This is a genomic window from Sinorhizobium sp. NG07B (genome assembly GCF_002532005.1).
Classification (GTDB): domain Bacteria; phylum Pseudomonadota; class Alphaproteobacteria; order Rhizobiales; family Rhizobiaceae; genus Sinorhizobium; species Sinorhizobium fredii_C.
The window spans coordinates 111,727-134,734 of the sequence record NZ_NWTD01000003.1; the positions used below are offsets into that span (position 1 = coordinate 111,727).

The window sequence follows — 23,008 nt, forward strand, 5'->3', positions numbered from 1 at the left end:
GGGGAACTTCCTCAGGCGCTAAACCCGGCAGGCTAATGGTCTGGCTCGCATTGTCGCCCTGCTCCGTCCCGGTGGCCGCGCGGACGCCTGAGCCGCGCGTCCGCCTGGCAGAAAACTGCAGGTCCCGAGCCTAGTGGGTGCAGACCTTAGGCCGGGAGAAGTCCACCAGCTTGAAGATCAGCAGCTTGCGTTCGAGGATGTTGGGCATTTCATCTGCCAACGTCGCTGCCGTCGCGCGACTAACGGTTTCTCCATCCTTGACGTAGGTCACCCACGCCTCGGGATTCCAGCGGAGCTGCTTCTTAATCTCGTGCAGGACGTGATACTTTCCGGCCTGCGCTTGCCTGACCAAGTGCGGCTCGGAAGAATCGACGATCTTCATCACCTCGTTCTGGTAGTTGAAAAAATACGGCGGCGTCGGGAACAGCAGGTGGTTGGTTTGACCGGCTTCGGTATGCAGATTGCTGAACATGTTGATCGAGCTTTCGGTCTTTAGCCCCACATAGGGCGAAAGGCACGAAAGGAAAAACAAGCCCGGGATGACGTAGACCCATGCCGGCGGGCGCGGGGCGGAAACGTTGTCGCAAGGCAGATTCTGCAGCGCCACACAGGCCAGGACGATCATCGCGACGCCGCCGACCACGGACCACACGAGGATCCATACGGAGTGGACCACCATGTCGAAGCTGCGCTCCGGATAGGTCCGGGCGAGAAGCAGGACGACTGCAATCGCAAAAAACATGAGCACCGCCGCCGGGAAGAGCGTGCCAATCCGTCCGAACTGCGCGCGAAGGCCATTGGCGGCGGCAAGCGAGATGCCGTAGAGCGATCGGCTGGCGGGAACTGGAATGCTCAGCACGTAAAGCGCGAATACAAGGCTCGAAAAATCCATGTACCACGAATAGGCGGAGATCGGGATCACGTAGTGGAAGACAAGCGCCAGGATGAAGCCGATCGCGAAATAGCGCTTCCAGTAGAGTGCGACGATGGCAATCGCCTCGATAACAAAGGTCGCATAGATCGCCAGGTACCTGCCAAACAGATTGTCTTCGAGACCGAACGGGCGAGCAAGCGGAACGTAGAGCCCCACGGCACAACTGACGGAAGGATCGAGGAAGTCCGTGTTGATCTTATGAAAGATTCCGTAGAAGTACATGATCGCGAGCAGGGCGCGGGCGACGACACGGATCTGACCATAGAGCGTCATGCGGTCGATGGCGGCGATGCTGCCGGCTTTGACGTAGAGAGCCGCTGCGCTGAGCAGGATTCCCAAGTTCATCACGGCCGTGATCGTCTTGTTGTTTGAGGCAACCGGCAAGCGGAGGCCGTATAACAGCAGCGAGACCGCGACCAGCCCCAGCAGGATGCCGGTGCGGCGCGGATAGAGCAGAAGCAAGAGGCTGAGCAGGACGATGGACCAGCTCAAAACCGTGTAGGCCAGCCCTTTGTAACCGATCAGTGAATAGACATCGCCCGCGATGCTGAAGAGCGCTGCCATCGCCCAAAACGGCGTAAATGCAGTAAGACCGTCATAGGTATAGGCGGGATTTCCGACAGTTGAGATTTTGCTTGGACGAAAGTTCCAGAAAGGTATTGCGCTCGCCGTCATCGTTAGAACCCACTTGAAGTGATTGTTTCTCGCGCCGGAGAAGAAGGCATGCTCCTCCGGGCAGCCTTTTGTGCACCGACAATTTCACACGACCTCGAATGCACCGGGAGCAATTTGCCGCATCACGACATCTTGCCGGTGTCCTGTCCAACGCGCCCCGACCATTGGCGGGGTCCATTCGCACGCGATGATTAGCTTAAGCAACTCTCAATTGTAAACAACAATTCTGTCAGCAACCGGCGGTGAGCGTTTGCGGACGACCCTTCCAAGACGGTTCCTTGGAGAGTTGGTTCCCACGGAAGCGGCACGCTGCATGACCCACGGTTACGAAGCAACTCTACTACGGCCCATGTTGCGCAGCAATATTTCATTGTGCATGGCAGCAACAACAGACCGTTTCTGTTGCGCTGCGGCAAGCATCTGGGTTAGTTTCAAACCTGTCGTCGACTGCAACCTGCATGAGGGTGAGGATTTGGAAGCCAGCGCATTCGATCCCCCTGACGGTTCGCTCCGCGAGAAAGTAGGTCGGGGTGCCGTCGCGACGGCCCTTGCCCAAGCGGTCAAGGTCGCGACGCAGATCCTTTCCGTAATCGTCCTTTCGCGCCTCCTGTCACCTCAGGATTTTGGCGTGGTTGCGATGTGCGCGCCGGTATTGGCGTTCATCGCACTGTTTCAGGACCTTGGGCTCACGCAGGCGACCGTGCAGAAACGCTCCATAACACACGAAGAGGTGAATTCTCTCTTCTGGATCAACGTTGCGGTCAGCGTGGCGCTTGCCTGTTTGATGGTGGGCATGGCACCGCTCATCGGAGCTTTTTACGATGAGCCCCGAGTGGGGTCTCTTGTCGCCGCGATGTCGTTGCAGATACTCGCCTATGGCTTCGGGGCCCAACACCTTGCACTGCTCAACCGGCGCATGGCCTTCGATCGCCTGGCGGTGGTGGAGATCGCTAGCGCCATGGGTGGCTTTTTCGCCGCCGTCGGCTGGACTTTCGTCGATCGATCCTATTGGGCGCTTTACGCCGGCACGCTGACGAGTGCCGTCTTGCCGACGCTCTGTTACTGGGCGAATTCGGGGTGGCGGCCAGGTTTCACACTCAAAACCGAAGGCGTAGGCGCGTTGCTGACCTTCGGTGCCGGCATAACTGGATTCAACTTCGCGAACTTCTTTGCCCGCAATCTGGACAACATTCTCATCGGCCGATACTGGGGCGAGACGCAATTGGGGCTTTACGACCGAGCCTATAAGCTGCTGCTCTTTCCGCTCAGCCAACTGGCCAATCCGCTGTCGAAAGTCATGGTGCCGGCGCTCTCCCGCCTGACGAACGAGCCCGATCGGTATCGCAGCGCCTATCTTCGGGTGCTGCCCTTGATGCTCATTGTGGCGCTCCCCGGCGTCGGCGCCGCCATTGCCACGGCCGATGTGCTTATTCCTTTTGTCTTGGGAGAGCAGTGGCGGGAGAGCGCAGTCATTTTCATGGCGCTCGGCTTTGCCGGCTTGCTGCAGCCGGTCAACAATCCTGCGGGTTGGCTGTTCATCAGCCAGGGCCGGTCGGGTGATTTCATGCGGTGGGGAATCGTGACAGCGGTAACGTCGGCTTTGGCCTTCGTCATCGGTCTGCCCTACGGAGCCTTAGGGGTCGCCGTTGTCTATTCGCTCAGCGAGTATGTTCGAACACCGCTTCTGTGGATCTATGTCGGGAGAAAGGGGCCGTTGGGTTTGAAGGATGTGCTTTGTGCTGCCGGCCCCTTTGTGCTCGGTTCGCATTGCGCATTGCTGGTCCTTTGGTTTTCCCGACCGGTCTTGCCGAACCAGCCTATTCTCGCCATTGCGGCCGTTGCCGCCCTGTCATACGCCGTTACAATCGTGATCGCGATGCTTTTCCCGTTCGGCAGACAAACCTTGCGGGAGGCCATCAAGCTCGTGCCGGGACGCGTGATCGGATCGCGGGGCGGGGAGGCCTAAGAGCGCCTTTTGCGCATCGGAGGCCTTCTGCAATCATCAATCATCAGGCCGGCTTTCGCACCCTGCCCTTCAGCGCCTGGTAACCCCGTTCTCCAAGCATCGCACGGGCCGCTGCCTTCAGCATTGCCTGCCGACCCTCCAACGATTTCGCCTGTTTTAGCCCTGCCAGCAGCCAAGCGGAATTCGAAGAGATCATCTGTTGCGACTCTATACAAAGCACCGGCTTTCCCGAGAGCTTGGCTATATTCACCGCCTGATCGTGCTCGCTTTCGATGAAAAGCACGGCATCCGAACGCCGGTAGAACTCGGCCTTGAAGCGGCCGTGCGCGGCGAGCCGTTGGCGCTCTTCCTTGCTGGGAAGGTCGAGCATGATGAGTTCTCCATACTCGATTCCCTGCGCCGCCAGCCAAGCCTCCGTCTGGGCCCGGTATTTTTCAAGCCGACTGGTCACCAGATAGGCGATCTTTCGCGTCGGGACATACAGTGGACGTGCTTGCGCCAGGAATTGGAGGTAGGCGGGGCCGTCATCGTTTTCTTCGTTGGTGGGATCGAAACACAGGACCCCGTCAATATCGACGCAGCTCTGGCCGAGAAACTTGTGGTGCATCACGTTCCACTGGAAAAGCCGAGGCTGTGGTACGACCTCGAGCACGAGATCGGCCTCGTCGTAGCGCTCATAGGTGCCGTATACGGCAGCGAAGACAAGCTGGTCGCGGGCAACGCCCGCGGCGGCTGCCGTTACCCGCGCCTCCCGCATGGCGCCACCGCCATTGATGCTGTCATCGATAACCAGTATCCGGCGCATCTCAGGTATGGTGCGCTGCAGAGCGGCGGAGCGCTTGGTGATCCCGCAGGAGAAGGTCTTGCCGGCGACAAAGCTGTCGAGATCGGTCATCTGGATGTTCGCGGTCAGACTGACGAGGTTGGCAGCCAGGAGGCCGCTTCTGGGGATTCCGACGACGAGATCGATATCACGTGGCAGTCGGTGGAGGTTTCTGGCAATGGTGGAATTCATATCTGCAATTGATCTGTAGTACATAACTTCACCCCCAAGTAGTATTGATGGACACTACGCAGCGTCGAAATTTGCAAACGGATTCACGCAATGCTGGCTGCCTGAAAAGGTAACGGCATCTTCCGGTCCGCTGCGCCAGGCGTAGTCGGTGAGGAGATGAAAGTCGGCGAGCAGCCAGCGCTCGAACCGCTCCAAACGCTTTGCGTAATCATCGGGCAGCAGTGGTCGAACCGCGTCTCCCAGACCCAGTCCTTCGAATAGCGTCGAAGCATCCGCCAGCTTTTCCGTCGGGAAATCCCATGGATTTCGCTTGTGGAATTCCAGGGTGAAGGCGCGCAGATGCTCATCCGACATGTTCAGCTCTCCAAGATACCGTTTCAGAGATGCCCGGACCAAATCCTCGCCGGAAAAGGACCGGGCCGCCGTGTAGGCAAGGGCGGTTGAGGCGACACACCCGCCGGCCAGACCGAGAACCGCGCGCCGTGAAAGCGTGATCATGCTTTTTCTCCATCATGTTAGGCGACTAGCCGCCCGCAACGAGAGGGCCGCGGCCGTCAAGCTGGGATTGGCGCAGGAACAGCTTGGGTAGGTGCTCGTGCCGACGATCAGCAGATTGCGAATTTGGTGGTGGATCAAATCACCGTCGACCACCGAGTCCTTGGGGTCTTTCCCCATGCGAAGCGTGCCTTGAACATGCGATTCCGTCCGCCGGATGCCGCGATCCAGGACTTTTTCGACCGGCAGCGGCCGAAGAAGCTCCGGCAGTTGCTCCTTGGCTCTCGTCATGCCTTTGACCGCGTATTCGGCCGCTCCCTTGTAGCTTATGAAAGCGTCGCCGTTTTCATCGAGGCTGACGAAATTGTCCGCCTCCAGCAGGTCCTCGGTGACGATTACGAGGGGAAGTGTTTGCCGCAATCGCCCCTTCTCGGGACGAAGACCGTGCTGCCAGCGGTTCTCGAAATAGACCAGAGCCGCGCCGTGCTCCGATCTGTGGGCTCCGTCATACAGGCCGAAATTCAGACCAGTGGTGATGGTGCTTCCATCGAAATTGTCGACGCCGTCGAGATAGGCTTCAAGGTTCCAGCCGTAGGATTCATGCAGACCCCGCCCGACCAAATCGCCGCCGAGACCCGATCGCAGCATGATAGCCGGGCTCTGAATACCGTTGGCGCCGAGCACGAAAAGGTCGCCCGTGACCGTATGCTCCCTGCCATCGTGCCGGAACGTCGCGGCGCGAATACTTCCGGCCGCGTGCTCCAATCGCCGCACTTCCGATTCCAGGCAGACGGATACCTGCGGATGTTCGAAGACATGCATGAGACCGTTATTGGCAGTGAATTTCGCATCGGCCGGGCAGAGCCAGCAGTGCAGCGATGCGCAGCAGGACGCACGCTGTTCTGTCGCTACCCGCGCCCGTGCTGTCGGCATGACGAAGTGCCGATCCGGTTGCGCCGCTTTCATCATCCGATCCGGCGTCGACATCCGATGCGGCGGTTGAGGGAAGGGCCTCGATCGCGGCATGAGCGACGCCATATCCGGATCGCCCGATATGGACATGATCGACTCGGCCTGACAGTAGAAAGGCTCGAGATCATCGTAGCTGATCGGCCAATCCTGTCCGACCCCATAGAGGCTTCTCAGCCTGAAATCATTCGGATGCAGCCGTGGCGTCTGGGCGAACCAGCAGTTGGTGCCGCCGCCCAGCCCGATCGTGTAGTTCCACGGCTTTGTTGAATTGCTCCTGTAGGTCTGCTCATCCTTGAGATCGGTATTCGCACCATGTTCCAACTGCCACGCATGCGAGTTGTGGCGACCCCATTCAAGGAGAAGAATGCGCGCGCTGCGGCGATGCGTGAAACCATGGAGGAAGAAGGCGGATCCGAAGCCGGAACCGATCACGACCACGTCGAAATGCTCTCCGGCGATCTCTTCGGCGCGAACACCCAGCACCATCGGTTAACCTCGTAAGGCGGGGAGGAGCAACCGCATTGGCCTGCGGGGCCCGAATTGCAGGGTCAGCAAATTCACTCCGGTCACGTTCTCACCAGTGCTGCGGTAGTAGGCAGATGCTTCGATGCGAATTTCGGATGGCAGCAGTCGGAGTTCCCCGACGGCCGCTATTGCCTGTGAAATGCGGCACAGGCGATTACCGGCTGCAGACCGCAGCTACAGTTTTTGCAATGATACGCAGATGCCGAAGAAACGACCCGCACTTTGAATATTCGCGCTGTGGGCACTTACCTCGAAACTGCGCTTCACCAAAGCGGGCGGACGGCCTGCGGGGAACGACCTTAGCCCGTTGAAAACTCCGGCTGCCCGACCAAGCATATGCCTTCATTGCACAACCTCAAGAGGAGATAATCTCTGCAATACACCCTACCAGAATATTATTGCATTGCAACATGTGCATGAAAGTTTTCTGCCGGAGCAGCTTTACAGGGAATTCCAAAGGGTTGGGAAGGATTGTAGGCGGAGCGGCCTCGTTGTGCAGCGCCAGACGAAACATAGTCATAGCCCGTTTGACGATAGGCTGGATCAGTTGCGAGGCCGAAGAGCGGTCGGCTTGGCGCAGCGAGAGAACGCCGAGCGGCAACCCATCCAGTAAGCGCCAGATCGATTTACCGCGCCGCCCAGTTGGCACCGCGGCGGAAGATCGTCCGCATCTGCGGAACCTCGAATTCCTTCGATACGTGGCCGAGCGAGGAATAGAAGACCCGGCCCTTACCGTGGTTGCGCTTCCAGACTACCGGCATCACCACGCCCTCGATCCACCACGCATGCTCGCCGGAAAAGGTGGTCGTCGCCAGCACCTCGTTCGAGGGATCGACATGCATGTAATATTGCTCTGAGGTGTAAGGGAAATCGGAGATCCCTTCCATCAGGGGGTCGTCGGGGCGGCTGATGTTCACGCGGTAGTCGATGATGTTTCCGGGATGGGCCACCCATTGGCCACCGATGATGAACTGGTACTCAACGCATTCGCGGAACGCATCGCCGGCGCCGCCGTGATAGCCGGCAATGCCGACGCCACCTTGCACGGCAGCGGCGAGGTTTTTCGCCTCCTCCTTCTCGATCTTCGACATGGTCATGATCGGCACGATCAGCGACAGGTCGTGAATGGAGGGATCGGCAAAGGTCTCGGTCGTGTGTTCCAGATAGACCCGGAAGCCGTCCTCCTGCAGCATGTCGCGAATGACATGGGCGCATTCCTTTGGCTCGTGCCCGCTCCAGCCGCCCCAGACGATCAGTGCCTCGCGCATGTCTCATCCTCCTTGATCTCGTTTGCGGACCGCCGGAACAAAAGCCCGAACCCTGTAGTTTGTCGACCCGAAGGGATGCACAAGGGAGAATTTTCTGATGAAAGCCATGCTCCTCAAGAGTGCTGTTGCGTTGAGTCTTGGAATTGGAGCCGTAACTCTTCCTGCTGCAGCAGAAGACACGTCTAGAAATAGCGCAGTGACCGGCGCCGCTGGCGGAGCCGCCGCGGGCGCAGTCGTTGGCGGTCCGGTCGGAGCCGCGGTTGGCGGCGTCGCGGGCGCGATCGCGGGAGCGGTCATCGACCCGCCTCCGCCGAAAGTGATTGCCTATGTCGAAGCGCAGCCGCTTCCGACGCAGCCAGTCGTCATCCAGGAACAGATCGTCGTCGGCAAGCCCTTGCCCGAGACGGTTGTCCTTACTCCGATACCCGAAGATACGCGCTATGCCTATGCGGTCGTGAATGAGCAACGGGTCATCGCCGACCCGAAAAGCCGCACGGTGGTACAGGTCATACAATAAACTTGAATTCACCCGGTGAGCTTCCGAGCTCGCCGGGTGAACGCCGAAGCGTTCATCGGCCGCTTACCGAATTCGAGTGGCCTTGACGCCCTGGGTGCCTCTGTCGGTCCACTCCACTGCCGCAACCGCTGAACCGAAAAGAAGGGCAGGTATCGCCAGCGCGCTGAAGAATTTCAGCATCTGAAGGCGCCGCGTCCGCTTTCCGTCCCAGTCGTAGACCATGCTCTGTCCTCTCCACCCAAGAATATTAGCTGAAGATAAAACCAGAGAAAAACCTAGAGGTCGAGTCCCTTTGCCTGTGCAACTCTTGACAGAGTTTTACGCCCGCACATGTTACGGGAAGCGGATCGCCATTCTCGCACGCGCCTTTGCTGCTTCGTCCTCACGGTTGCGCGGGGGTTGGGAAGTCTCCAGCGTTTCGAGCAGTTCGCTGGCGCAGGCCGCGATCGAGCTTACGGCGCGCTCGAACGCCGCTTCATTGCGCTTAGACGGCTTGGTCGTTCCGCTCAATTTTCGCACGAACTGCAGTGCGGCATCGCGTATCTCCTCGTCCGTCGCCGGCGGATTGAAATTGAAGAGAGGTTTGATGTTTCGGCACATGGCTTGCTCCCGGTCATCCTCGTCTCCTCCGCTTCAAGTCACATCGGATGGCGACTTGAGCGGCAGGCGCTGACACGCAGCATCGCGCATCTTTTCAAAAACTGATGCCTTTGGGTAGCGCGCAAGTTGCTTTTCATCTCCAAAAGCCTGAGCGAGCCGGTTCTCCGCGGCATAGGGCATGCGCCACGGGCATGGTAGCCATGCCTTGCAGGCCAGGGGTTCCGCGACCATATCTCATCAGACCACTTCCACGACTTCCATATGAAAGATGCGCGCGCTGTTTGCCACCGCGAATTGTCGCGCGCCAAGGAGACGTCATGCAAGTTCTGAAAACTGTCGAAGAGATGAATGTCAGAGAACTGGCGGACCTGATGTCGGCGGTAGCCGACGCGCTCGAAGCAGCCGCCGACGAGGCCGAGGAGGACGGCGACGCGCGCGCGGTTGCGAACTCGATGTCGCTCGCATGCAGCCTTCGCGGCTGTTCCTCCGGCCTTGAGGCGTGCGACCTGAAGGCCGCCGAACTGCTCCTGGAGCAGGGGATCACATTCGTGCACCTGTTGAACAGCCGGAAGATCGATCCGGCCACCCTGCAGTAGGGGCGGGTTTCTTTCTTATCGCGGAGCCAGACCTTTGTCAGGCATCTCCGCGACCGTGCGCGAGAAGCTGGCCGCCAAAATTCAGGGGATTCTCACGCACGGCGGAACCTGAGACGGAGCCCTCGCATTCTTCGTACAGACAAGCGATGGAGGGTCAGGTGAAAGGCTTATTGGCGGGACTTTGCGGGTTCGCCCTGTCACTCGCACTCTTCCTTAGCGGGGCGGCGGTCGCAACTTTCATCCTTAACGGGAACCCGGCACGTGAGCCGCAGCTCGACATGAATCAGTCGGAAATATGGACCGAGCAGCCGCGTGCAGTGGACCCGGCGGCTCAGCAATTCGAGCGGCTCCCCGCCCGCGCCGCGGCAATTGATGTCTCTCCCAAGGAGCCCTTGGAGACCGAAAAAGGCAAAGAGCCGGTAGTGACCCTGCCTTCAGAACGCATCGCGACCACAAAAGGCAAAGAGGCAGTGGAGGACTTCCCGGAACACGTGGTAACCACGCAGGGCAATGAGGCTGCAGAAGACCTTCCTTCGGAACCCGAGGTGATCGCAAGGGTCAATGGGGACGAAAAGGAACTTCCTTCTCTGGATTCAATGGCCACCGGCTCAGTTCAAACGATACCCAGCGAGGAGCAGCCGGTGTCGGCAGCCGGGCCGACGGCGCACGTCGAATGGTGTGCGAACCGCTATCGGTCCTACCGTGCCCGCGACAACAGCTATACATCCTTTAGTGGCGGCCGGCGGACTTGCATCTCTCCCTATATGAATGCGGCCGGAACGCCGTCGGAAGTCGCCTTGCCGCCACCCACTCCTGAGGAAAGCGTCGACGCTCCTTCAGCCGAGATGGACCTCTCGGCCGATGCGACGAACCTGTCGTTCGAACATGTCGACTATTGCTTCAGTCGATACCGATCGTACCGTCCGGAAGACAACACCTACCAGCCCTATGACGGCGGGCCGCGCCGTCAGTGCCGATAAGCCGAGATGTTGCGGAGAAGGAAAGCGGAATAGCCGTATCGCGGGAGCGCCACGTCTCCCGCGATACGGACGGCCAGCTCTACATCGCGTTGACCATAGTGCAGAGTTGCGCGATGGTCATCGCGCCGCCTGTGGCCTGAGTGCCCGCCGCCGACCCGGACGAGGTCGATCCGGTAGAGGTGCTTGCAGTGGTTTCGCCCGAAACCTGGGGTGTAGTTCCGGCCGCCGACCCACTTGCGCTGCCTGATGCGCTTCCGGCTCCCGCCGCCGATGCGGTTTGCATCGTATTGCAATCCTGCTTGATCTGGTTCTGCTGCTCGGCCGTCAGCTTCGACCAGTTGGCCTTGATTTCATCCTGGCTGCGCAAGCTCGTCCCTGACGCATCGGAGAAGAGGGCGTTGCGTACCGGATCCGGCCATTTCGACGTGGTGCTCCTTTCCGCTTCGTTCATCTGCATCACCCCCGGGGCTCCCGAGCTGCTCCCGGAAGGAGAGGCGGAGGTCGTCCCTGATGCGGAGCCCGCCGTGCCACCACCCGATGTTGACCCTGAACTGCTTTGAGCGACAGCGGCGGATGCCATTGCAAGCGAGATAGCCGCGGCAAAAAAATAATTGTATTTCATCTGCGTTGTCCTTCTTATTAGCGCGCACAACGCGCAGCGCACCGAACCGGCCGGTGACGGGAAGGTTCCACGCTCTTTCGATTCGCTTCCGCCGCGAACCGGACCTGCGAGGATCCGCTTTTCTTCCGGCACCTTCCAAAACAACTTTACATCTACCGCTTCCTTTGGTTTGTGAGGCGGAGTCTTTCGTCTCGACCGTTTGGAGGAGCAGAATGAAGTTGTTGCGTTACGGCCCCGAAGGGGCGGAAAAGCCGGGCGTTCTGGACAGTGCTGGCCGAATTCGCGACCTCTCGGCGGTGATCGCCGACGTCGCCGGTCCGGCAATCGCCGATCTCGGCTGGGCTCGCGGTCTCGACCTCGAGGGCCTTCCGCTCGTAGAGGGCACGCCCCGGCTCGGCCCCTGCGTCGCCGGTAGCGGCAAGTTCATCTGCATCGGCCTCAATTACGCGGACCATGCGGCAGAATCAGGCCTCGAGGTTCCACCGGAGCCCGTGGTCTTCATGAAGGCCACCTCGGCGATCGTCGGTCCGAACGACAACGTCATCATCCCGCGCGGTTCGGTGGCGACCGATTGGGAAGTCGAACTTGGCGTGGTGATCGGCAAGAAGGCCAAATATGTGGGCCGAGACGAAGCGATGGACCATGTCGCCGGCTATTGCGTCATCAACGACGTCTCGGAACGGGATTTCCAGATCAAGCGCTCCGGCCAGTGGACCAAGGGCAAGTCCTGCGACACCTTCGGTCCGACCGGTCCCTGGCTCGTCACCCGCGACGAGATCGCCGATCCGCAAAACCTCGCGATGTGGCTGAAGATCAATGGCGAGACGAAGCAGAACGGCTCGACCGAGACGATGGTCTACGGCGTCGCGTATCTGGTCAGCTACCTTTCGCAGTTCATGACGCTCCATCCGGGCGACATCATCTCGACCGGTACGCCGCCCGGTGTCGGCATGGGTTTCAAGCCGCCGCAATATCTGAAGGGCGGCGACGTCATCGAACTCGGCATCGAAGGCCTCGGCACACAGAAGCAGATGGTGGTTGCGGACGACTGATTTCGCCGGTGGCGCCCCTTGAGGGCGCCGCCGGCTCTAAGCCTTCAGCCGCCCCTGCCGCTTGAGCTGCTGCTCGCGGAAGAAGATGAAGAGGCCGGAGGCGACGATGAGGCCGGCGCCGAGCACCATCGGCAGGCGCGGCGTGTCGCCGAAGATCAGCCAGCCGAAGACGATCGCCCAGAAGAGCAGCGTGTATTGCAGCGGCGCCACCGTCGCGGCGTCGGCGAGCTTCAGCGCCCGGTTGACGAGTACATGGGCGATCATCGCGACGACGCCGAGCAGGCAGAGCAGCGCCGTGTCGAGCGGCTTCAGCGGCGTCCAGTCGAACGGCGCCCAGAGGAGGCCGGCAAGCGCCGCCCCGACCAGCTGCCAGAAGGCGAGCGTCGTATCCGGCGTGCCGCGCAGCGAGCGGCCGGACACCATCATGAAGGCGAAGCACATGCTGCCGAGGATCGAAATCAACGCCGGCAGAGTCAGCGCCTCAGAAGAAGGTTCGAGGGCGATCAGGACGCCGACGAAGCCGAAGGCGATCGCCGTCCAGCGCCGCCAGCCGACATGTTCCTTCAACAGGAGCGGTGAGGCGGCCGCCACATAGATCGGCGCCGCCAGCCAGTAGGTCATGACATCGGCAAGCGGCAGGTAGATGACGGCGAAATAGAAGGCGAAGACCTCCGCCGTCGAGGCGACGACCCGGGCGACCTGGAGGCCCGGCTGCTCGATGGCGAGAAGTTTGCGGGCACCGCCGAGCCAGAGGAAAGGGACAAGCAGGACCGCCGCGGCGAGACTGCGGATCAGCACGACCTGACCGACCGAATAGGTGGCGACGAGCCACTTGCCCATGACGTCGTTGAGCGAAAACATCAGCATGCCCAAGAGCATGACCAGCACGCCCGTGCGGGTGGCGTTGGACGCGGTGGCTAGGGCGGCGGGCGCGGTCTCGACGGCCATGGCGAAGTCCTCGTGGAGCGCTGAGCCATTGGCATATTCCGGCGCCGCAATCCATGCATCGTTCTTGATCGACTCATCAGCGTTGCGAATGAGACGTCAAACGGACCGGCTGATGCTAGCCGGCCAAGCGCATGTCGGTGGCGGTCGCGGTGAGGTCGCCGTAGAGCTCCGCATATCTGGCTGCACTGCGGTGCCAGGAGGAGTCCGTCTTCATCCCCTGCCGCTGCAGGCTCTCCCAGACGCGCCGGTGCCGGAAAAGTTTGAGGGCGCGGCGCAGCGCGTGCCGCAATCCCTCCGTATCGACCGGGGAAAATTGCACTCCGGTGGCGGCCTGCGCCTGGAGCGCAGCGACGTTGGCGTCGATGATCGTTTCCGACAGGCCCCCGGTCCGCGCGACGATCGGCACGCAGCCGTATCGAAGCGCATAGAGCTGCGTCAGCCCGCAGGGTTCGAAGCGCGACGGAACGAGCATGGCGTCGGCGCCGGCATGGATCTTGTGGGCGATCTGCTCCTCGTAACCGAGCCTCACGGCGACATGCTGCGGAAACCGCCGGGCGGCGTCGAGAAAGGCGTCTTCGATATCCGCGTCGCCATTGCCATGCACGATCAGCCGGCCGTCCATGGCGACGATTTCGTCGACGACGGCTGCCAGAAGATCCATGCCCTTCTGCCAAGTCAGCCTGTTGATGCTGGCGAAGACCGGAGCGCGCGTATGCGGCAGGCCGAAGAGCTCGAGCAGCGCGTCGCGGTTCGGCAGCCGGCGGAGAGGCGTTCTTGCCGAATAGGAATGCTCGATATAGGGATCGATGGAGGGATCCCAGACGTCGACGTCGATCCCGTTGACGATGCCGACGACGTCTTCATGGCGCGCATTCATCACCCCCTCGAGACCCATGCCAAAGGTCGGGATCATGATCTCGCGCGCATAGGTGGGGCTGACCACGGTGATGGCATCCGCCGCCTGCAGGCCGCCCTTCAAATACCCGACATCGCCGTAATACTCGAGGCCGTCTATGGAATAGGCCTCGTTCGGCAGGCCGAGTTCTGAGAAGAGATGGGCGGAAAACTGTCCCTGGAAGGCAATGTTGTGGACGGTCAGGACACGTGGAATCGGCACGTTCTTTGCATATTTGGCGTAGACCAGACTCAAGGCGGCGTGCCAGTCGTGCGCGTGAATGATGTCCGGCCGCCAGTGCTGCACGAGTCCGCCGGCGATCTGCGATGCGACCAGGGAGAAGGCGGCGAAGCGCTTCCAATTGTCCGGATAGTCCACCCCGTGCTCGTCGGTGTAGGGGCCGCCCGATCTGAAGAAGAATCCCGGCGCATCGAGCACGAAAAGCTCCAGCCCCGCGGCGCGTCCGGAAAGCAGGGTCGCCTTCTCTCCGAAAAGACAATCGTAACGGGCAACTGGTGCGGCCGCCTCGAGGGCCTCGATGACGGAGGCGTAGCCCGGGATCAGCGTGCGTGTGCGAATCCCGTGCAATTTCAAAGCTTTGGGCAGCGAGCCGGCAACATCGGCCAGCCCGCCGGTCTTCACCAAAGGGAAAATCTCGGCCGTCACGGAGAGAACGTTCATAGATCGTATTTCCGGAAAATTGTGTTGGCCGTTGCCGGCCAATCGCCGCCCCATTTGCAGTTCCTTCAACACGAAGCCCGTGCGCAAAGTTCCGCCGCGAAATCGAAATTTTTGCAGGAGCCTCTGTGCGCGCCGCGACCCGTTCGGTCGGGTGGCGATTTGCTGCCACCGACCTCAACACCGGCCTGCTTTGGGAGTACAATCCGGCGGTCGTGCGCCCGTTCCATGTGCCGAACATGAAGGAGAGAGGTGATGACTTTCAGCTTGATGAGCCCCGCCTTCGCGGAAGGCCAGCCGATCCCGAAAAAACATACGCGCTTCGGCGAGAACATCTTTCCGTCGCTGAAATGGACGGGTACGCCCGACGGTACACAGAGCTTTGCATTGATCGTCGAGGATCCGGACGCCGTCAGGGGGGTGTTCCGGCATTGCGCCATCATCAACATTCCCGGCAACTGGACCGAGCTTTCGCAGGCTGTCGATACCGGCCCGGAACACGCCATCAAGTTCATCCGGAACGACTTCGGCAATGCGCGCTATGATGGGCCGCAGCCTCCGGCGGGGACTGGCCTGCATCACTATCACTTCAAGCTCGCCGCGCTGGACACCCGCAACATGTCGATCTCGGACGATGTCGGGGCGGTGCAGGCCTGGAACGAGGCCCGCAAGCACCGCATCGCGGAGGCCGTTCTGATCGGCACCTGTCAAGGCTGACGCTTCGGTTACGGCGTCGATCACCTCAGCCTTCGAAAAACGAGTTCGCCGGGAACCAACCTCAGCGGTCGCGGTTTCGTGCCCATTCCGTCCCCGATCAAGGAGTGCTGCGATGGCCAAGAAACCCTCTGCGCCGAACAATTCCAAGCCGGCCACCATTCATGACCAGAAAGCAACCCGCGGCAACGGCGGCGAGCTCCATCAGATTGCCGAAGGCGCCACTCCTGTCTTGACGACCGCGCAAGGAGGACCGGTGGCAGACGATCAGAACAGCCTGCGCGCCGGCGAGCGTGGCCCGACATTGATCGAGGATTTTCATTTCCGCGAAAAGATCTTTCACTTCGATCACGAGCGGATCCCGGAGCGCGTCGTGCACGCCCGCGGCTACGGCGCCCATGGCTTCTTCGAGACGTATGAATCGCTTGCCGCCTATACCCGGGCGGACCTGTTTCAGCGGGCGGGCGAACAGACGCCGGCCTTCGTGCGCTTCTCGACCGTGGCCGGCAGCAAGGGCTCCTTCGATCTGGCACGCGACGTGCGCGGCTTCGCCGTCAAGATCTATACCAAGGAGGGCAATTGGGACCTCGTTGGCAACAACATCCCGGTCTTCTTCATCCAGGACGCGATCAAGTTTCCGGACGTCATCCACTCTGTGAAGCCGGAGCCGGACCGGGAGTTCCCGCAGGCGCAGTCTGCGCATGACAATTTCTGGGACTTCATCAGCCTGACCCCGGAGAGCATGCACATGATCATGTGGGTCATGTCAGACCGGGCCATCCCGCGGTCCTTCCGCTTCATGGAAGGCTTCGGCGTTCACACCTTCCGCTTCGTCAATGCCAAGGACGAGTCGACCTTCGTCAAGTTCCACTGGAAGCCGAAGCTCGGACTGCAGTCCGTCGCCTGGAACGAGGCGGTGAAGATCAACGGCGCGGATCCCGACTTCCACCGGCGCGACCTGTGGCAGGCCATCCAGTCAGGCAATTTCCCGGAGTGGGAGCTGCATGTGCAGCTCTTCGACCAGGCGTTTGCCGACAAGTTCGATTTCGACATTCTCGATCCGACCAAGATCATTCCGGAGGAGGTTCTGCCGACGAAGCCGGTCGGGCGGCTGGTACTCGATCGCATGCCGGAGAATTTCTTCGCCGAGACCGAGCAGGTCGCCTTCATGACCCAGAACGTGCCGCCGGGCATCGACTTCAGCGATGATCCCCTGCTGCAGGGACGCAATTTCTCCTATCTTGACACGCAGCTGAAACGGCTCGGCAGCCCGAATTTCACGCATCTGCCGATCAACGCGCCCAAATGTCCTTTCCAGCACTTCCAGCAGGACGGCCACATGGCCATGCGCAATCCCGTCGGGCGGGTGAACTACCAGCCGAATTCCTGGGGCGAGGGGCCGCGCGAGTCTCCGACGAAGGGGTTCCGGCATTTCGCTTCGGAGGAGCAGGGGCCGAAACTGCGCATTCGGGCCGAGAGCTTCGCGGACCACTATAGTCAGGCGCGCCAGTTCTTCATCAGCCAGACGCCGCCCGAGCAGCGTCATATTGCTGACGCCCTGACCTTCGAATTGAGCAAGGTGGAGACACCTGTGATTCGCGAGCGCATGGTCGCCCATCTCCTCAATATCGACGAGACGCTCGGCAAGAAGGTCGGCCACGCGCTCGGATTGCAAACAATGCCGAAGCCGGCCGAAGCTGCCGTACCCACGCGGCAGGACCTCGATCCATCGCCGGCGCTCAGCATCATCGAGCGCGGTCCGAAGCGCTTCGAGGGCCGTAAGCTCGGAATTCTGGCGACCGACGGCGCGGATGCGGCGCTGCTCGATGGCCTGATCGCTGCGGTCATGGAGCAAAAGGCAGCCTTCGAGCTGATCGCCCCCAAGGTCGGCGGATTCACCTCCTCGGACGGCAGGTGGGTCGCAGCCCATCAGATGGTCGATGGCGGCCCATCCGTGCTCTACGACGCGGTGGTGCTTCTTCCTTCGGCAGAGGCCGTCGCCGATCTGATCGATGTCGCCACCGCCCGCGATTTCGTGGCCGATGCTTTCGCCCATTGCAAATATATCGGCTTTGTCGGTGCGGCACGTCCCCTCCTGGAGAGGGCCGGCATTGCCGACGCCCTCGACGAGGGAACGATCGAGCTCACCGATGCCGGGAGCATCGCCGCCTTCTTCAAGGAACTCGGCAAGCTGCGCGTCTGGGCGAGGGAACCGGCCGTGAAGCTGAAATAGGGCGATCGGGCAAGGAGTGGACGATGCCGTCACCGGCGCATCGAAAACCGACCAAGGCGACCGGACGGCCGCGCTCGGCGAGAAAGGCAAGGGCGGCGGCGGAGGCTGTATCCGCCGGCGGCTTCGCGCTGCCGGTCAGCACCGCGCCGATGGAGGCCCGCTCTGCGACCGAGCTTCCGAGAGATGGGGCATGGCAGTATGAGCCGAAATGGGACGGCTTCCGCTGCCTTGCCTTCAAATCCGGCGAGGAGGTTGATCTTAGGGCCAAATCCGGCAAGCCGCTCGGGCGGTTTTTCCCGGAAGTCATCGCCCTCTTGCACCGGCTGGACGCCCGCCAATTCGTCCTTGACGGTGAACTCGTCATCGAAGTCGAGGGGCGTCTTTCCTTCGACGCCCTGCAGATGCGCCTGCATCCGGCGGCAAGCCGCGTCGAGAAGCTCGCGCAGCAAACGCCGGCCCGCCTCATCCTGTTCGACATGCTGGTCGACGCAAAGGGGGCAATCCTGACCCACAAGCCTCTTCCCGCCCGGAGAGCGGCACTGGAAGCCTTTGCCGCCAAAAACGCAGTTCCGGACAAGCTCGCCCTTTCCCCCTTCACGCGAGACCGACAGGAGGCCGAGCGATGGCTCGCCTCGTGGGAGGCGGGCGCGACCGACGGCGTCGTCGCCAAGCGGCGCGACGGGACTTACGAATGCGGCGAGCGGGCGATGGTCAAGGTCAAACGCCTGAAAACCGCCGATTGCGTCGTCGGCGGCTTCCGCTACGAGAGCAACAGCGACGCGGTCGGCTCCCTCCTGCTCGGGCTTTACGATAGCGACGGAACGCTGAACCACGTCGGTTTCACCGCGACGATTTCCGACAAGGAGCGCCCGGCATTGACACGTCGGCTGGAGGCATTGCGCGAGCCGCCCGGCTTTACCGGCAAGGCACCCGGCGGCCCGAGCCGCTGGAGCACCGAGCGCAGCGGCGAATGGGAACCGGTCCGTCCGGAGCTGGTGGTCGAGGTGAGATTCGATCACGTCAGCAGCCGTCGCTTTCGCCATGGCACGAAGCTGATGCGCTGGCGTCCCGACAAGGATCCGCGCCAATGCACCTATGAGCAGATCGAGCCACGCTGACAGGCCAAAGCGCGTCGCGAGAAAATGTATTCACGCTGCGCGCTTTAGGTCCTTGTTTTGTGCATGTCGTCATCCCAAAACCGCTGCACACGTTTGGGCGACATGCATTAGAATTTGCGACTGAGGAAGGGTGAGCCCTCCAATCCGAAGCGCCAGGGGTGCTCGACGGCCTTGGATATTCCGACGCGAAGGCCGGTTGCAATGGGCGGCCGCTTCGTCTGCAGGCTTAGCTGGAAGGGCTTTCCGTTAAGCGGCAAGCCATCCTGTTCCTTGCCGATCGCGAGCGCCTGGCCGACTCGTCCGGGGCCGGAACAGAGCAACCTGTCTTGCGAAACGCCGCGCCGCTCCCGCATCGTCTCCAGCCCCCATCTCGGCTCGATGGCGCGGACGAGCACGGCGCTGCCGGGCAGGCAGACGAAATTCAGGCACCAGTGAAGACCGTAGGAAAGATAGACATAGGCATGCGCCGGCGGGCCGAACATCGAGCGGTTGCGGTTCGTGGTACCGGCGAAGCTGTGGGAGGCGGCATCGTCGGGCAGATAAGCTTCCGTCTCGACTATGATGCCGCCGATGCCGGAGACAGCGAATTCCGCACCGATTAAATCGGCGGCGACCTTAACGGCGTCGCGCGCAAAGAAGCTGTCATCCCACTGCAATGGATAGCGCTCCCCGATCTATGCCGGTCGTATGTAGTCTCATATTTTCACGCTCGCCAACGTTGCGCCCGAAACTTGCGCGCAGCCACTGAGAACTTTCCGCGAACATCCGAAGCATGTAGGGTTAAATCAAAGACGATACAACGAGGAGCCGAGACATGGCGCAACGAGCGGGCAATGCGGATCTGCCGCTGCATGGCGGCCGGGTCCCGAAGTGGCTCGGCGACCGGATGACACGCCTCGGCACTCTGATCACCGAGGCGATCGTCCATCATTATGGACGGGACGAATTCCTGAGGCGGCTTGCGCACCCGTTCTGGTTCCAGTCCTTCGGCGCGGTGATGGGCATGGACTGGCATTCGTCGGGGATCACCACCAGCGTCATCGGCGCCTTGAAGCGTGGCCTGACGCCGCTTTCGGGCGAACTCGGCATTCACGTCTGCGGCGGCCGTGGCCGGCATTCCCGAATGACCCCGGGCGAACTTGTCGTGATCGGCGAACGCATCGGTTTCGACGGCGCGAGGCTTGCCGAGGCGAGCCGCCTCGTCGCCAAGGTCGACAGTGCCGCCGTACAGGACGGCTTCGATCTCTACCTTCACGGCTTCATTGTCACGGACGATGCGAGCTGGGTGGTTGTCCAGCAGGGCATGAATGGCGACCGACGGCAGGCACGGCGCTATCACTGGCTTTCCGAAGGCCTGGATAGCTTCGTCGACTCGCCGCATGCGGCGATCGAGGGGCGGGAGCAGGGCAAGATCATCAACCTTGCGGACCGGCGCGCCGGCGCCTCGCGGGCAAGCCAGCTCGACCTTTTAAGCGCGCTCGGACCCGATGGCCTAATGCGCGAGCTGGCGACGATCGAGGCGCGCGGGCCGGGACTGCCGGCTCCGGCCCAGCCGATGCTGCCGCACCTCTTCATGCCGGCCCATCACGACGTGCGCGAAAGCGACGTGAACATGCGGCGCCTGCACGGCAATTTCGCCGCCGCAGCCGATCGCGGGCCGAAGGATTTCGAGGAACTGCTTCTCGTGCCGGGCGTCGGCGCGCGAACCGTCAAGGCGCTCGCGATGGTCGCCGAGGTGGTGCACGGCACGCCGTGCCGCTTTTCCGACCCGGCTCGTTTTTCGCTCGCCCATGGCGGCAAGGACCGTCATCCCTTCCCGGTGCCGCTCAAGGTCTATGACGAGACGATCAACGTGATGAAATCGGCGGTGCAGAAAGGGCGGCTCGGGCGAGAGGAGGAACTCGCCGCCTTGCGGCGGCTCGATGAGCAGTCGCGCCGGTTGGAGCGCTACGTCACCGGCCCGGATCTTAAGGAGATCGTTGCCGGCGAGTTCAGAAATTCTGCCCGCTTTGGCGGGCGGAGCGTGTTCGGCTGGGAGCCGGAGGACAAGGAAGACCACAGGGACGCTGCCGCCGTCAAGGGCCGCAGCCGCAGCTGAGCTCACGGGAACAATCACCGGACCGATCGATTAGAGGGGCGAGATGCGAGACATCCCCAACCGAAGGAGGTTCCGGTGAGCGCTTCGAAAACAACGACCGATCACGACACGATCCGCAAATGGGCAGAGAGCCGCGACGGCCATCCGGCCCGCGTCAAGGGGGCATCCGACGGCGGTTTGCTGCGCATCGACTTTGGAAAGCCGGAAGAGAGGCTGGAGGAGATTTCCTGGGGGGATTTCTTCAGCATATTCGACGAGAACAAGCTGGCCTTCCTTTATCAGGACCGGACCGCGGAGGGGAAAGTCAGCCGTTTCTTCAAGTTCGTCGACCGCGAGTGAGAGCGGACACTTGCAAGGAAACCCTGTTCAGTCCGTATTGCGCGCCTATTTTGAGGTATGACGTGTTTTGAACCGGCCTCGCCGCGGGTGAGTTTGAGAAGCTAACGCGTCGCGACGAGCCTTTGAATTTCCTCCAGCCGTGCCCTCAGCCTCTGAATCTCGTCGCGCTTCTCGGTAACCACATCCTTTGCCGTCTCGATCCGGTCGGCGCCGGGGAGCGTACCGATTGCGGTATGCGCCTCGGTCGCAATCGCATCGATCTCTGCCTCGAGCTCGGCGATGCGCTCCTGCAGGTCAGTGATCTGTTGCCGGACCGTACCACTGGTCTCTGCCGCATGACGTTCTGACGCATCGATCGGTTCGTCGACACCGTGCGGATCAAGAGGGCGCGCGACGGTCGGGGATCGCGCTTTTCCGTGCTTGCTCATGGCTGGTCTCCCGTAAGCGCTCTAAACTCCGGGAAGCCTCCGTTGTTCCGGTGGTACGATGCGGATTTGCGGAGCTTCTTTTCATGTCGTTGGAACTTCCTCTCGCGAGGGCCGTTTTTGTGAATCATGTCCGGGAGGGATTCGATGCATGCACAGGAATGCCTAGAGCTTCATTTCGACCTGATGAGCGGGAGAGCGTTGCTCTGCTGTGGCGACAAGGATTATGTGTTGCCTGATTTTTATCCCACGAAGGAGACGGCAAGGATGGCGGCCCAGCAATTCGCCTGGGAAAAGCTCGGCTGGAAGGACCGGGCGCGCGAATTTCGGCAGGCTTCCGAATTGCCCGTGTGGCTGCGCTGAGCCGCTGATGGGGCCCGAAGGGCAACGGCAGTAAAAAGACGACGAAATGGTCGCAAGAGGTGACGGCGCATAGCAATGCGCTGGACATCGAGCCCGGTATCTTTGCCTCGGACGATCCGCGGAAGATCGCCCGTTCCTTGAGGGCAGGTTCTGGATTGGCCGACGAACAGCGGCGCGTCCTCGAAAGGGCAAAGGACGAACTCAGGAGGGATTTTCGGGCGAGTGCCCACAGGCTGAACCGGGAGACGAGCGATTTCATGGCATTCACGCTCTATTACTGGGATGGAATTCCCGGACGCGGCGAATTTGTGCGGCTCGCATTGGAGGAGGCAGGCGCCGACTATGTCGATGCGGCGCGCCAGCCGGGCGGCACAGATGCAATGCTGAAGCTGATGACGGATGCCGGCGGTGCCACCAGCCCTTTCGCGCCCCCCTTTCTGGTCGATGGCGAACTGCTCATCTCCCACGTCGCCAATATCCTGTTCTATCTCGGCCCGAGGCTGGGGCTGGCGCCCGAGGATGAGGGCCTGCGCCACGTTGCCAACGGCCTGCAATTGACGGTGACGGATCTCGTTACCGAAATCCACGACACGCACCATCCGATAGGCGTGTCGCTCTATTACGAGGAGCAGAAACCGGAAGCGTCGAAGCGGGCGGAGAACTTCCTATCCGAGCGGCTCCCGAAATATCTTGGCTATTTCGAACGCGTTCTCGCCCAAAATCCGGAAGGCCCGGAGCATAGCGTCGGCGGGCGACCGAGCTATGTCGATCTTTCGCTGTTCCACCTGGTCGAGGGGCTCCGCTACGCGTTTCCGAACGCGATGCGTGCCAATGAAGAGCATGTGCCGGCGCTGATTGCGCTGCATGATTCGGTCGCGGCGCGACCGCGGATCATGAGCTATCTGGCTTCCGACAGGCGCTTGCCCTTCAACGAGTCCTGCATTTTCCGCCGCTATCCCGAACTCGACCGACCGTCCTGA

Annotated in this window: 22 protein-coding genes and 1 pseudogene; 12 read left to right on the forward strand and 11 right to left on the reverse strand. The window is 61.3% G+C overall.

Annotated elements, in window-relative coordinates; genetic code table 11:
• Positions 1-130: 130 nt before the first annotated feature.
• On the reverse strand, positions 131-1,609 hold the full coding sequence (locus tag CO664_RS10540) for a thiol-disulfide oxidoreductase (RefSeq protein WP_097538709.1): 1,479 nt from the start codon (positions 1,607-1,609) through the stop codon (positions 131-133).
• 472 nt (positions 1,610-2,081) lie between these two features.
• Between CO664_RS10540 and CO664_RS10545 the strand changes: the two genes are divergently transcribed.
• Positions 2,082-3,575 (forward strand): lipopolysaccharide biosynthesis protein, encoded by a 1,494-nt coding sequence (locus CO664_RS10545; protein WP_097538710.1) that lies wholly within the window; start codon positions 2,082-2,084, stop codon positions 3,573-3,575.
• A 43-nt stretch (positions 3,576-3,618) separates the two neighbouring features.
• On the opposite strand, the gene CO664_RS10550 is transcribed toward CO664_RS10545, so the two are convergent.
• From CO664_RS10550 to CO664_RS10570, 4 genes are all read right to left on the reverse strand, one after another.
• Positions 3,619-4,590 carry a phosphoribosyltransferase family protein gene (locus CO664_RS10550; protein WP_234820214.1) on the reverse strand — a complete coding sequence of 324 codons (972 nt, stop codon included), beginning with the start codon at positions 4,588-4,590 and terminating at the stop codon, positions 3,619-3,621.
• Positions 4,591-4,644: 54 nt separating this feature from the next.
• The gene (locus tag CO664_RS10555; RefSeq protein ID WP_234820216.1) at positions 4,645-4,944 is read right to left on the reverse strand and encodes a hypothetical protein; all 300 of its coding nucleotides are present in this window, start codon (positions 4,942-4,944) and stop codon (positions 4,645-4,647) included.
• A gap of 156 nt (positions 4,945-5,100) precedes the next feature.
• A complete protein-coding gene (locus CO664_RS10560; RefSeq protein ID WP_097524448.1) occupies positions 5,101-6,543 on the reverse strand; it encodes a GMC family oxidoreductase in 1,443 nt (480 codons plus the stop codon).
• A 665-nt stretch (positions 6,544-7,208) separates the two neighbouring features.
• The gene (locus CO664_RS10570) at positions 7,209-7,850 is read right to left on the reverse strand and encodes a ThuA domain-containing protein (RefSeq protein ID WP_097538714.1); all 642 of its coding nucleotides are present in this window, start codon (positions 7,848-7,850) and stop codon (positions 7,209-7,211) included.
• A gap of 97 nt (positions 7,851-7,947) precedes the next feature.
• Here CO664_RS10570 and CO664_RS10575 point away from each other — a divergent pair, with 97 nt between their 5' ends.
• Positions 7,948-8,367 (forward strand): DUF1236 domain-containing protein, encoded by a 420-nt coding sequence (locus tag CO664_RS10575; RefSeq protein ID WP_097524450.1) that lies wholly within the window; start codon positions 7,948-7,950, stop codon positions 8,365-8,367.
• A gap of 333 nt (positions 8,368-8,700) precedes the next feature.
• Here CO664_RS10575 and CO664_RS10585 read toward each other — a convergent pair whose 3' ends face one another.
• Positions 8,701-8,967 carry a DUF2277 domain-containing protein gene (locus CO664_RS10585; RefSeq protein WP_097524452.1) on the reverse strand — a complete coding sequence of 89 codons (267 nt, stop codon included), beginning with the start codon at positions 8,965-8,967 and terminating at the stop codon, positions 8,701-8,703.
• 317 nt (positions 8,968-9,284) lie between these two features.
• Between CO664_RS10585 and CO664_RS10590 the strand changes: the two genes are divergently transcribed.
• Together CO664_RS10590 and CO664_RS10595 are read left to right on the forward strand one after the other, a co-directional pair.
• A complete protein-coding gene (locus CO664_RS10590; protein WP_097524453.1) occupies positions 9,285-9,563 on the forward strand; it encodes a hypothetical protein in 279 nt (92 codons plus the stop codon).
• A gap of 146 nt (positions 9,564-9,709) precedes the next feature.
• Positions 9,710-10,543 carry a BA14K family protein gene (locus tag CO664_RS10595; RefSeq protein ID WP_234820218.1) on the forward strand — a complete coding sequence of 278 codons (834 nt, stop codon included), beginning with the start codon at positions 9,710-9,712 and terminating at the stop codon, positions 10,541-10,543.
• A 79-nt stretch (positions 10,544-10,622) separates the two neighbouring features.
• Here the strand turns inward: CO664_RS10595 and CO664_RS10600 are convergent, their stop codons facing one another.
• Positions 10,623-11,000: a hypothetical protein gene (locus tag CO664_RS10600; RefSeq protein WP_097538715.1), complete on the reverse strand. Its 378-nt coding sequence runs from the start codon at positions 10,998-11,000 to the stop codon at positions 10,623-10,625.
• 377 nt (positions 11,001-11,377) lie between these two features.
• On the opposite strand from CO664_RS10600, the gene CO664_RS10605 reads away from it, so the two are divergent.
• Positions 11,378-12,217, forward strand: coding sequence for a fumarylacetoacetate hydrolase family protein (locus tag CO664_RS10605; RefSeq protein WP_097538716.1), 840 nt, complete (start codon positions 11,378-11,380; stop codon positions 12,215-12,217).
• 36 nt (positions 12,218-12,253) lie between these two features.
• Here the strand turns inward: CO664_RS10605 and CO664_RS10610 are convergent, their stop codons facing one another.
• Together CO664_RS10610 and glgA are read right to left on the reverse strand one after the other, a co-directional pair.
• Positions 12,254-13,165, reverse strand: a complete 912-nt coding sequence (locus tag CO664_RS10610) for a DMT family transporter (protein ID WP_097538717.1) — start codon at positions 13,163-13,165, stop codon at positions 12,254-12,256.
• Between the two features lie 115 nt (positions 13,166-13,280).
• Positions 13,281-14,741 carry a glycogen synthase GlgA gene (gene glgA / locus CO664_RS10615; RefSeq protein ID WP_176536553.1) on the reverse strand — a complete coding sequence of 487 codons (1,461 nt, stop codon included), beginning with the start codon at positions 14,739-14,741 and terminating at the stop codon, positions 13,281-13,283.
• Between the two features lie 252 nt (positions 14,742-14,993).
• On the opposite strand from glgA, the gene CO664_RS10620 reads away from it, so the two are divergent.
• The 3 genes from CO664_RS10620 to CO664_RS10630 all read left to right on the forward strand — a co-directional run bounded on the left by CO664_RS10620 (position 14,994) and on the right by CO664_RS10630 (position 18,803).
• Positions 14,994-15,455 (forward strand): YbhB/YbcL family Raf kinase inhibitor-like protein, encoded by a 462-nt coding sequence (locus CO664_RS10620; RefSeq protein ID WP_097538719.1) that lies wholly within the window; start codon positions 14,994-14,996, stop codon positions 15,453-15,455.
• A 112-nt stretch (positions 15,456-15,567) separates the two neighbouring features.
• Positions 15,568-17,685 carry a catalase C gene (gene catE / locus CO664_RS10625; protein WP_097538720.1) on the forward strand — a complete coding sequence of 706 codons (2,118 nt, stop codon included), beginning with the start codon at positions 15,568-15,570 and terminating at the stop codon, positions 17,683-17,685.
• Between the two features lie 23 nt (positions 17,686-17,708).
• Entirely contained in the window at positions 17,709-18,803 is a 1,095-nt protein-coding gene (locus CO664_RS10630) for an ATP-dependent DNA ligase (protein WP_097538721.1), read from the forward strand.
• A gap of 107 nt (positions 18,804-18,910) precedes the next feature.
• On the opposite strand, the gene CO664_RS10635 is transcribed toward CO664_RS10630, so the two are convergent.
• Positions 18,911-19,459 carry a DNA-3-methyladenine glycosylase gene (locus CO664_RS10635; protein ID WP_097538722.1) on the reverse strand — a complete coding sequence of 183 codons (549 nt, stop codon included), beginning with the start codon at positions 19,457-19,459 and terminating at the stop codon, positions 18,911-18,913.
• 158 nt (positions 19,460-19,617) lie between these two features.
• Between CO664_RS10635 and CO664_RS10640 the strand changes: the two genes are divergently transcribed.
• Both CO664_RS10640 and CO664_RS10645 read left to right on the forward strand, forming a co-directional pair.
• Positions 19,618-20,901: a DUF763 domain-containing protein gene (locus CO664_RS10640; RefSeq protein WP_037416502.1), complete on the forward strand. Its 1,284-nt coding sequence runs from the start codon at positions 19,618-19,620 to the stop codon at positions 20,899-20,901.
• Between the two features lie 75 nt (positions 20,902-20,976).
• Complete coding sequence (locus CO664_RS10645) at positions 20,977-21,240, forward strand: hypothetical protein (protein WP_097538723.1); 264 nt, start codon at positions 20,977-20,979, stop codon at positions 21,238-21,240.
• Between the two features lie 101 nt (positions 21,241-21,341).
• Here the strand turns inward: CO664_RS10645 and CO664_RS10650 are convergent, their stop codons facing one another.
• Entirely contained in the window at positions 21,342-21,668 is a 327-nt protein-coding gene (locus tag CO664_RS10650) for a hypothetical protein (RefSeq protein WP_037416505.1), read from the reverse strand.
• Positions 21,669-22,084: 416 nt separating this feature from the next.
• Between CO664_RS10650 and CO664_RS31570 the strand changes: the two are divergent.
• Together CO664_RS31570 and CO664_RS10665 are read left to right on the forward strand one after the other, a co-directional pair.
• Positions 22,085-22,159: pseudogene (locus CO664_RS31570) on the forward strand (DUF3175 domain-containing protein); the annotation flags it as partial.
• 126 nt (positions 22,160-22,285) lie between these two features.
• Positions 22,286-23,008: a glutathione S-transferase gene (locus tag CO664_RS10665; RefSeq protein ID WP_097539168.1), complete on the forward strand. Its 723-nt coding sequence runs from the start codon at positions 22,286-22,288 to the stop codon at positions 23,006-23,008.

Excerpts from the sequence above, each read along its gene's own strand:
- CO664_RS10540 (WP_097538709.1), bottom strand. The coding sequence starts at position 1,609 with ATGACGGCGAGCGCAATACCTTTCTGGAACTTTCGTCCAAGCAAAATC.
- CO664_RS10550 (WP_234820214.1), bottom strand. The coding sequence starts at position 4,590 with ATGAATTCCACCATTGCCAGAAACCTCCACCGACTGCCACGTGATATC.
- CO664_RS10555 (WP_234820216.1), bottom strand. The coding sequence starts at position 4,944 with ATGTCGGATGAGCATCTGCGCGCCTTCACCCTGGAATTCCACAAGCGA.
- CO664_RS10560 (WP_097524448.1), bottom strand. The coding sequence starts at position 6,543 with ATGGTGCTGGGTGTTCGCGCCGAAGAGATCGCCGGAGAGCATTTCGAC.
- CO664_RS10570 (WP_097538714.1), bottom strand. The coding sequence starts at position 7,850 with ATGCGCGAGGCACTGATCGTCTGGGGCGGCTGGAGCGGGCACGAGCCA.
- CO664_RS10575 (WP_097524450.1), top strand. The coding sequence starts at position 7,948 with ATGAAAGCCATGCTCCTCAAGAGTGCTGTTGCGTTGAGTCTTGGAATT.
- CO664_RS10585 (WP_097524452.1), bottom strand. The coding sequence starts at position 8,967 with ATGTGCCGAAACATCAAACCTCTCTTCAATTTCAATCCGCCGGCGACG.
- CO664_RS10590 (WP_097524453.1), top strand. The coding sequence starts at position 9,285 with ATGCAAGTTCTGAAAACTGTCGAAGAGATGAATGTCAGAGAACTGGCG.
- CO664_RS10595 (WP_234820218.1), top strand. The coding sequence starts at position 9,710 with ATGGAGGGTCAGGTGAAAGGCTTATTGGCGGGACTTTGCGGGTTCGCC.
- CO664_RS10600 (WP_097538715.1), bottom strand. The coding sequence starts at position 11,000 with ATGCAGATGAACGAAGCGGAAAGGAGCACCACGTCGAAATGGCCGGAT.
- CO664_RS10605 (WP_097538716.1), top strand. The coding sequence starts at position 11,378 with ATGAAGTTGTTGCGTTACGGCCCCGAAGGGGCGGAAAAGCCGGGCGTT.
- CO664_RS10610 (WP_097538717.1), bottom strand. The coding sequence starts at position 13,165 with ATGGCCGTCGAGACCGCGCCCGCCGCCCTAGCCACCGCGTCCAACGCC.
- glgA (WP_176536553.1), bottom strand. The coding sequence starts at position 14,741 with ATGAACGTTCTCTCCGTGACGGCCGAGATTTTCCCTTTGGTGAAGACC.
- CO664_RS10620 (WP_097538719.1), top strand. The coding sequence starts at position 14,994 with ATGACTTTCAGCTTGATGAGCCCCGCCTTCGCGGAAGGCCAGCCGATC.
- catE (WP_097538720.1), top strand. The coding sequence starts at position 15,568 with ATGGCCAAGAAACCCTCTGCGCCGAACAATTCCAAGCCGGCCACCATT.
- CO664_RS10630 (WP_097538721.1), top strand. The coding sequence starts at position 17,709 with ATGCCGTCACCGGCGCATCGAAAACCGACCAAGGCGACCGGACGGCCG.
- CO664_RS10640 (WP_037416502.1), top strand. The coding sequence starts at position 19,618 with ATGGCGCAACGAGCGGGCAATGCGGATCTGCCGCTGCATGGCGGCCGG.
- CO664_RS10650 (WP_037416505.1), bottom strand. The coding sequence starts at position 21,668 with ATGAGCAAGCACGGAAAAGCGCGATCCCCGACCGTCGCGCGCCCTCTT.
- CO664_RS10665 (WP_097539168.1), top strand. The coding sequence starts at position 22,286 with ATGGCATTCACGCTCTATTACTGGGATGGAATTCCCGGACGCGGCGAA.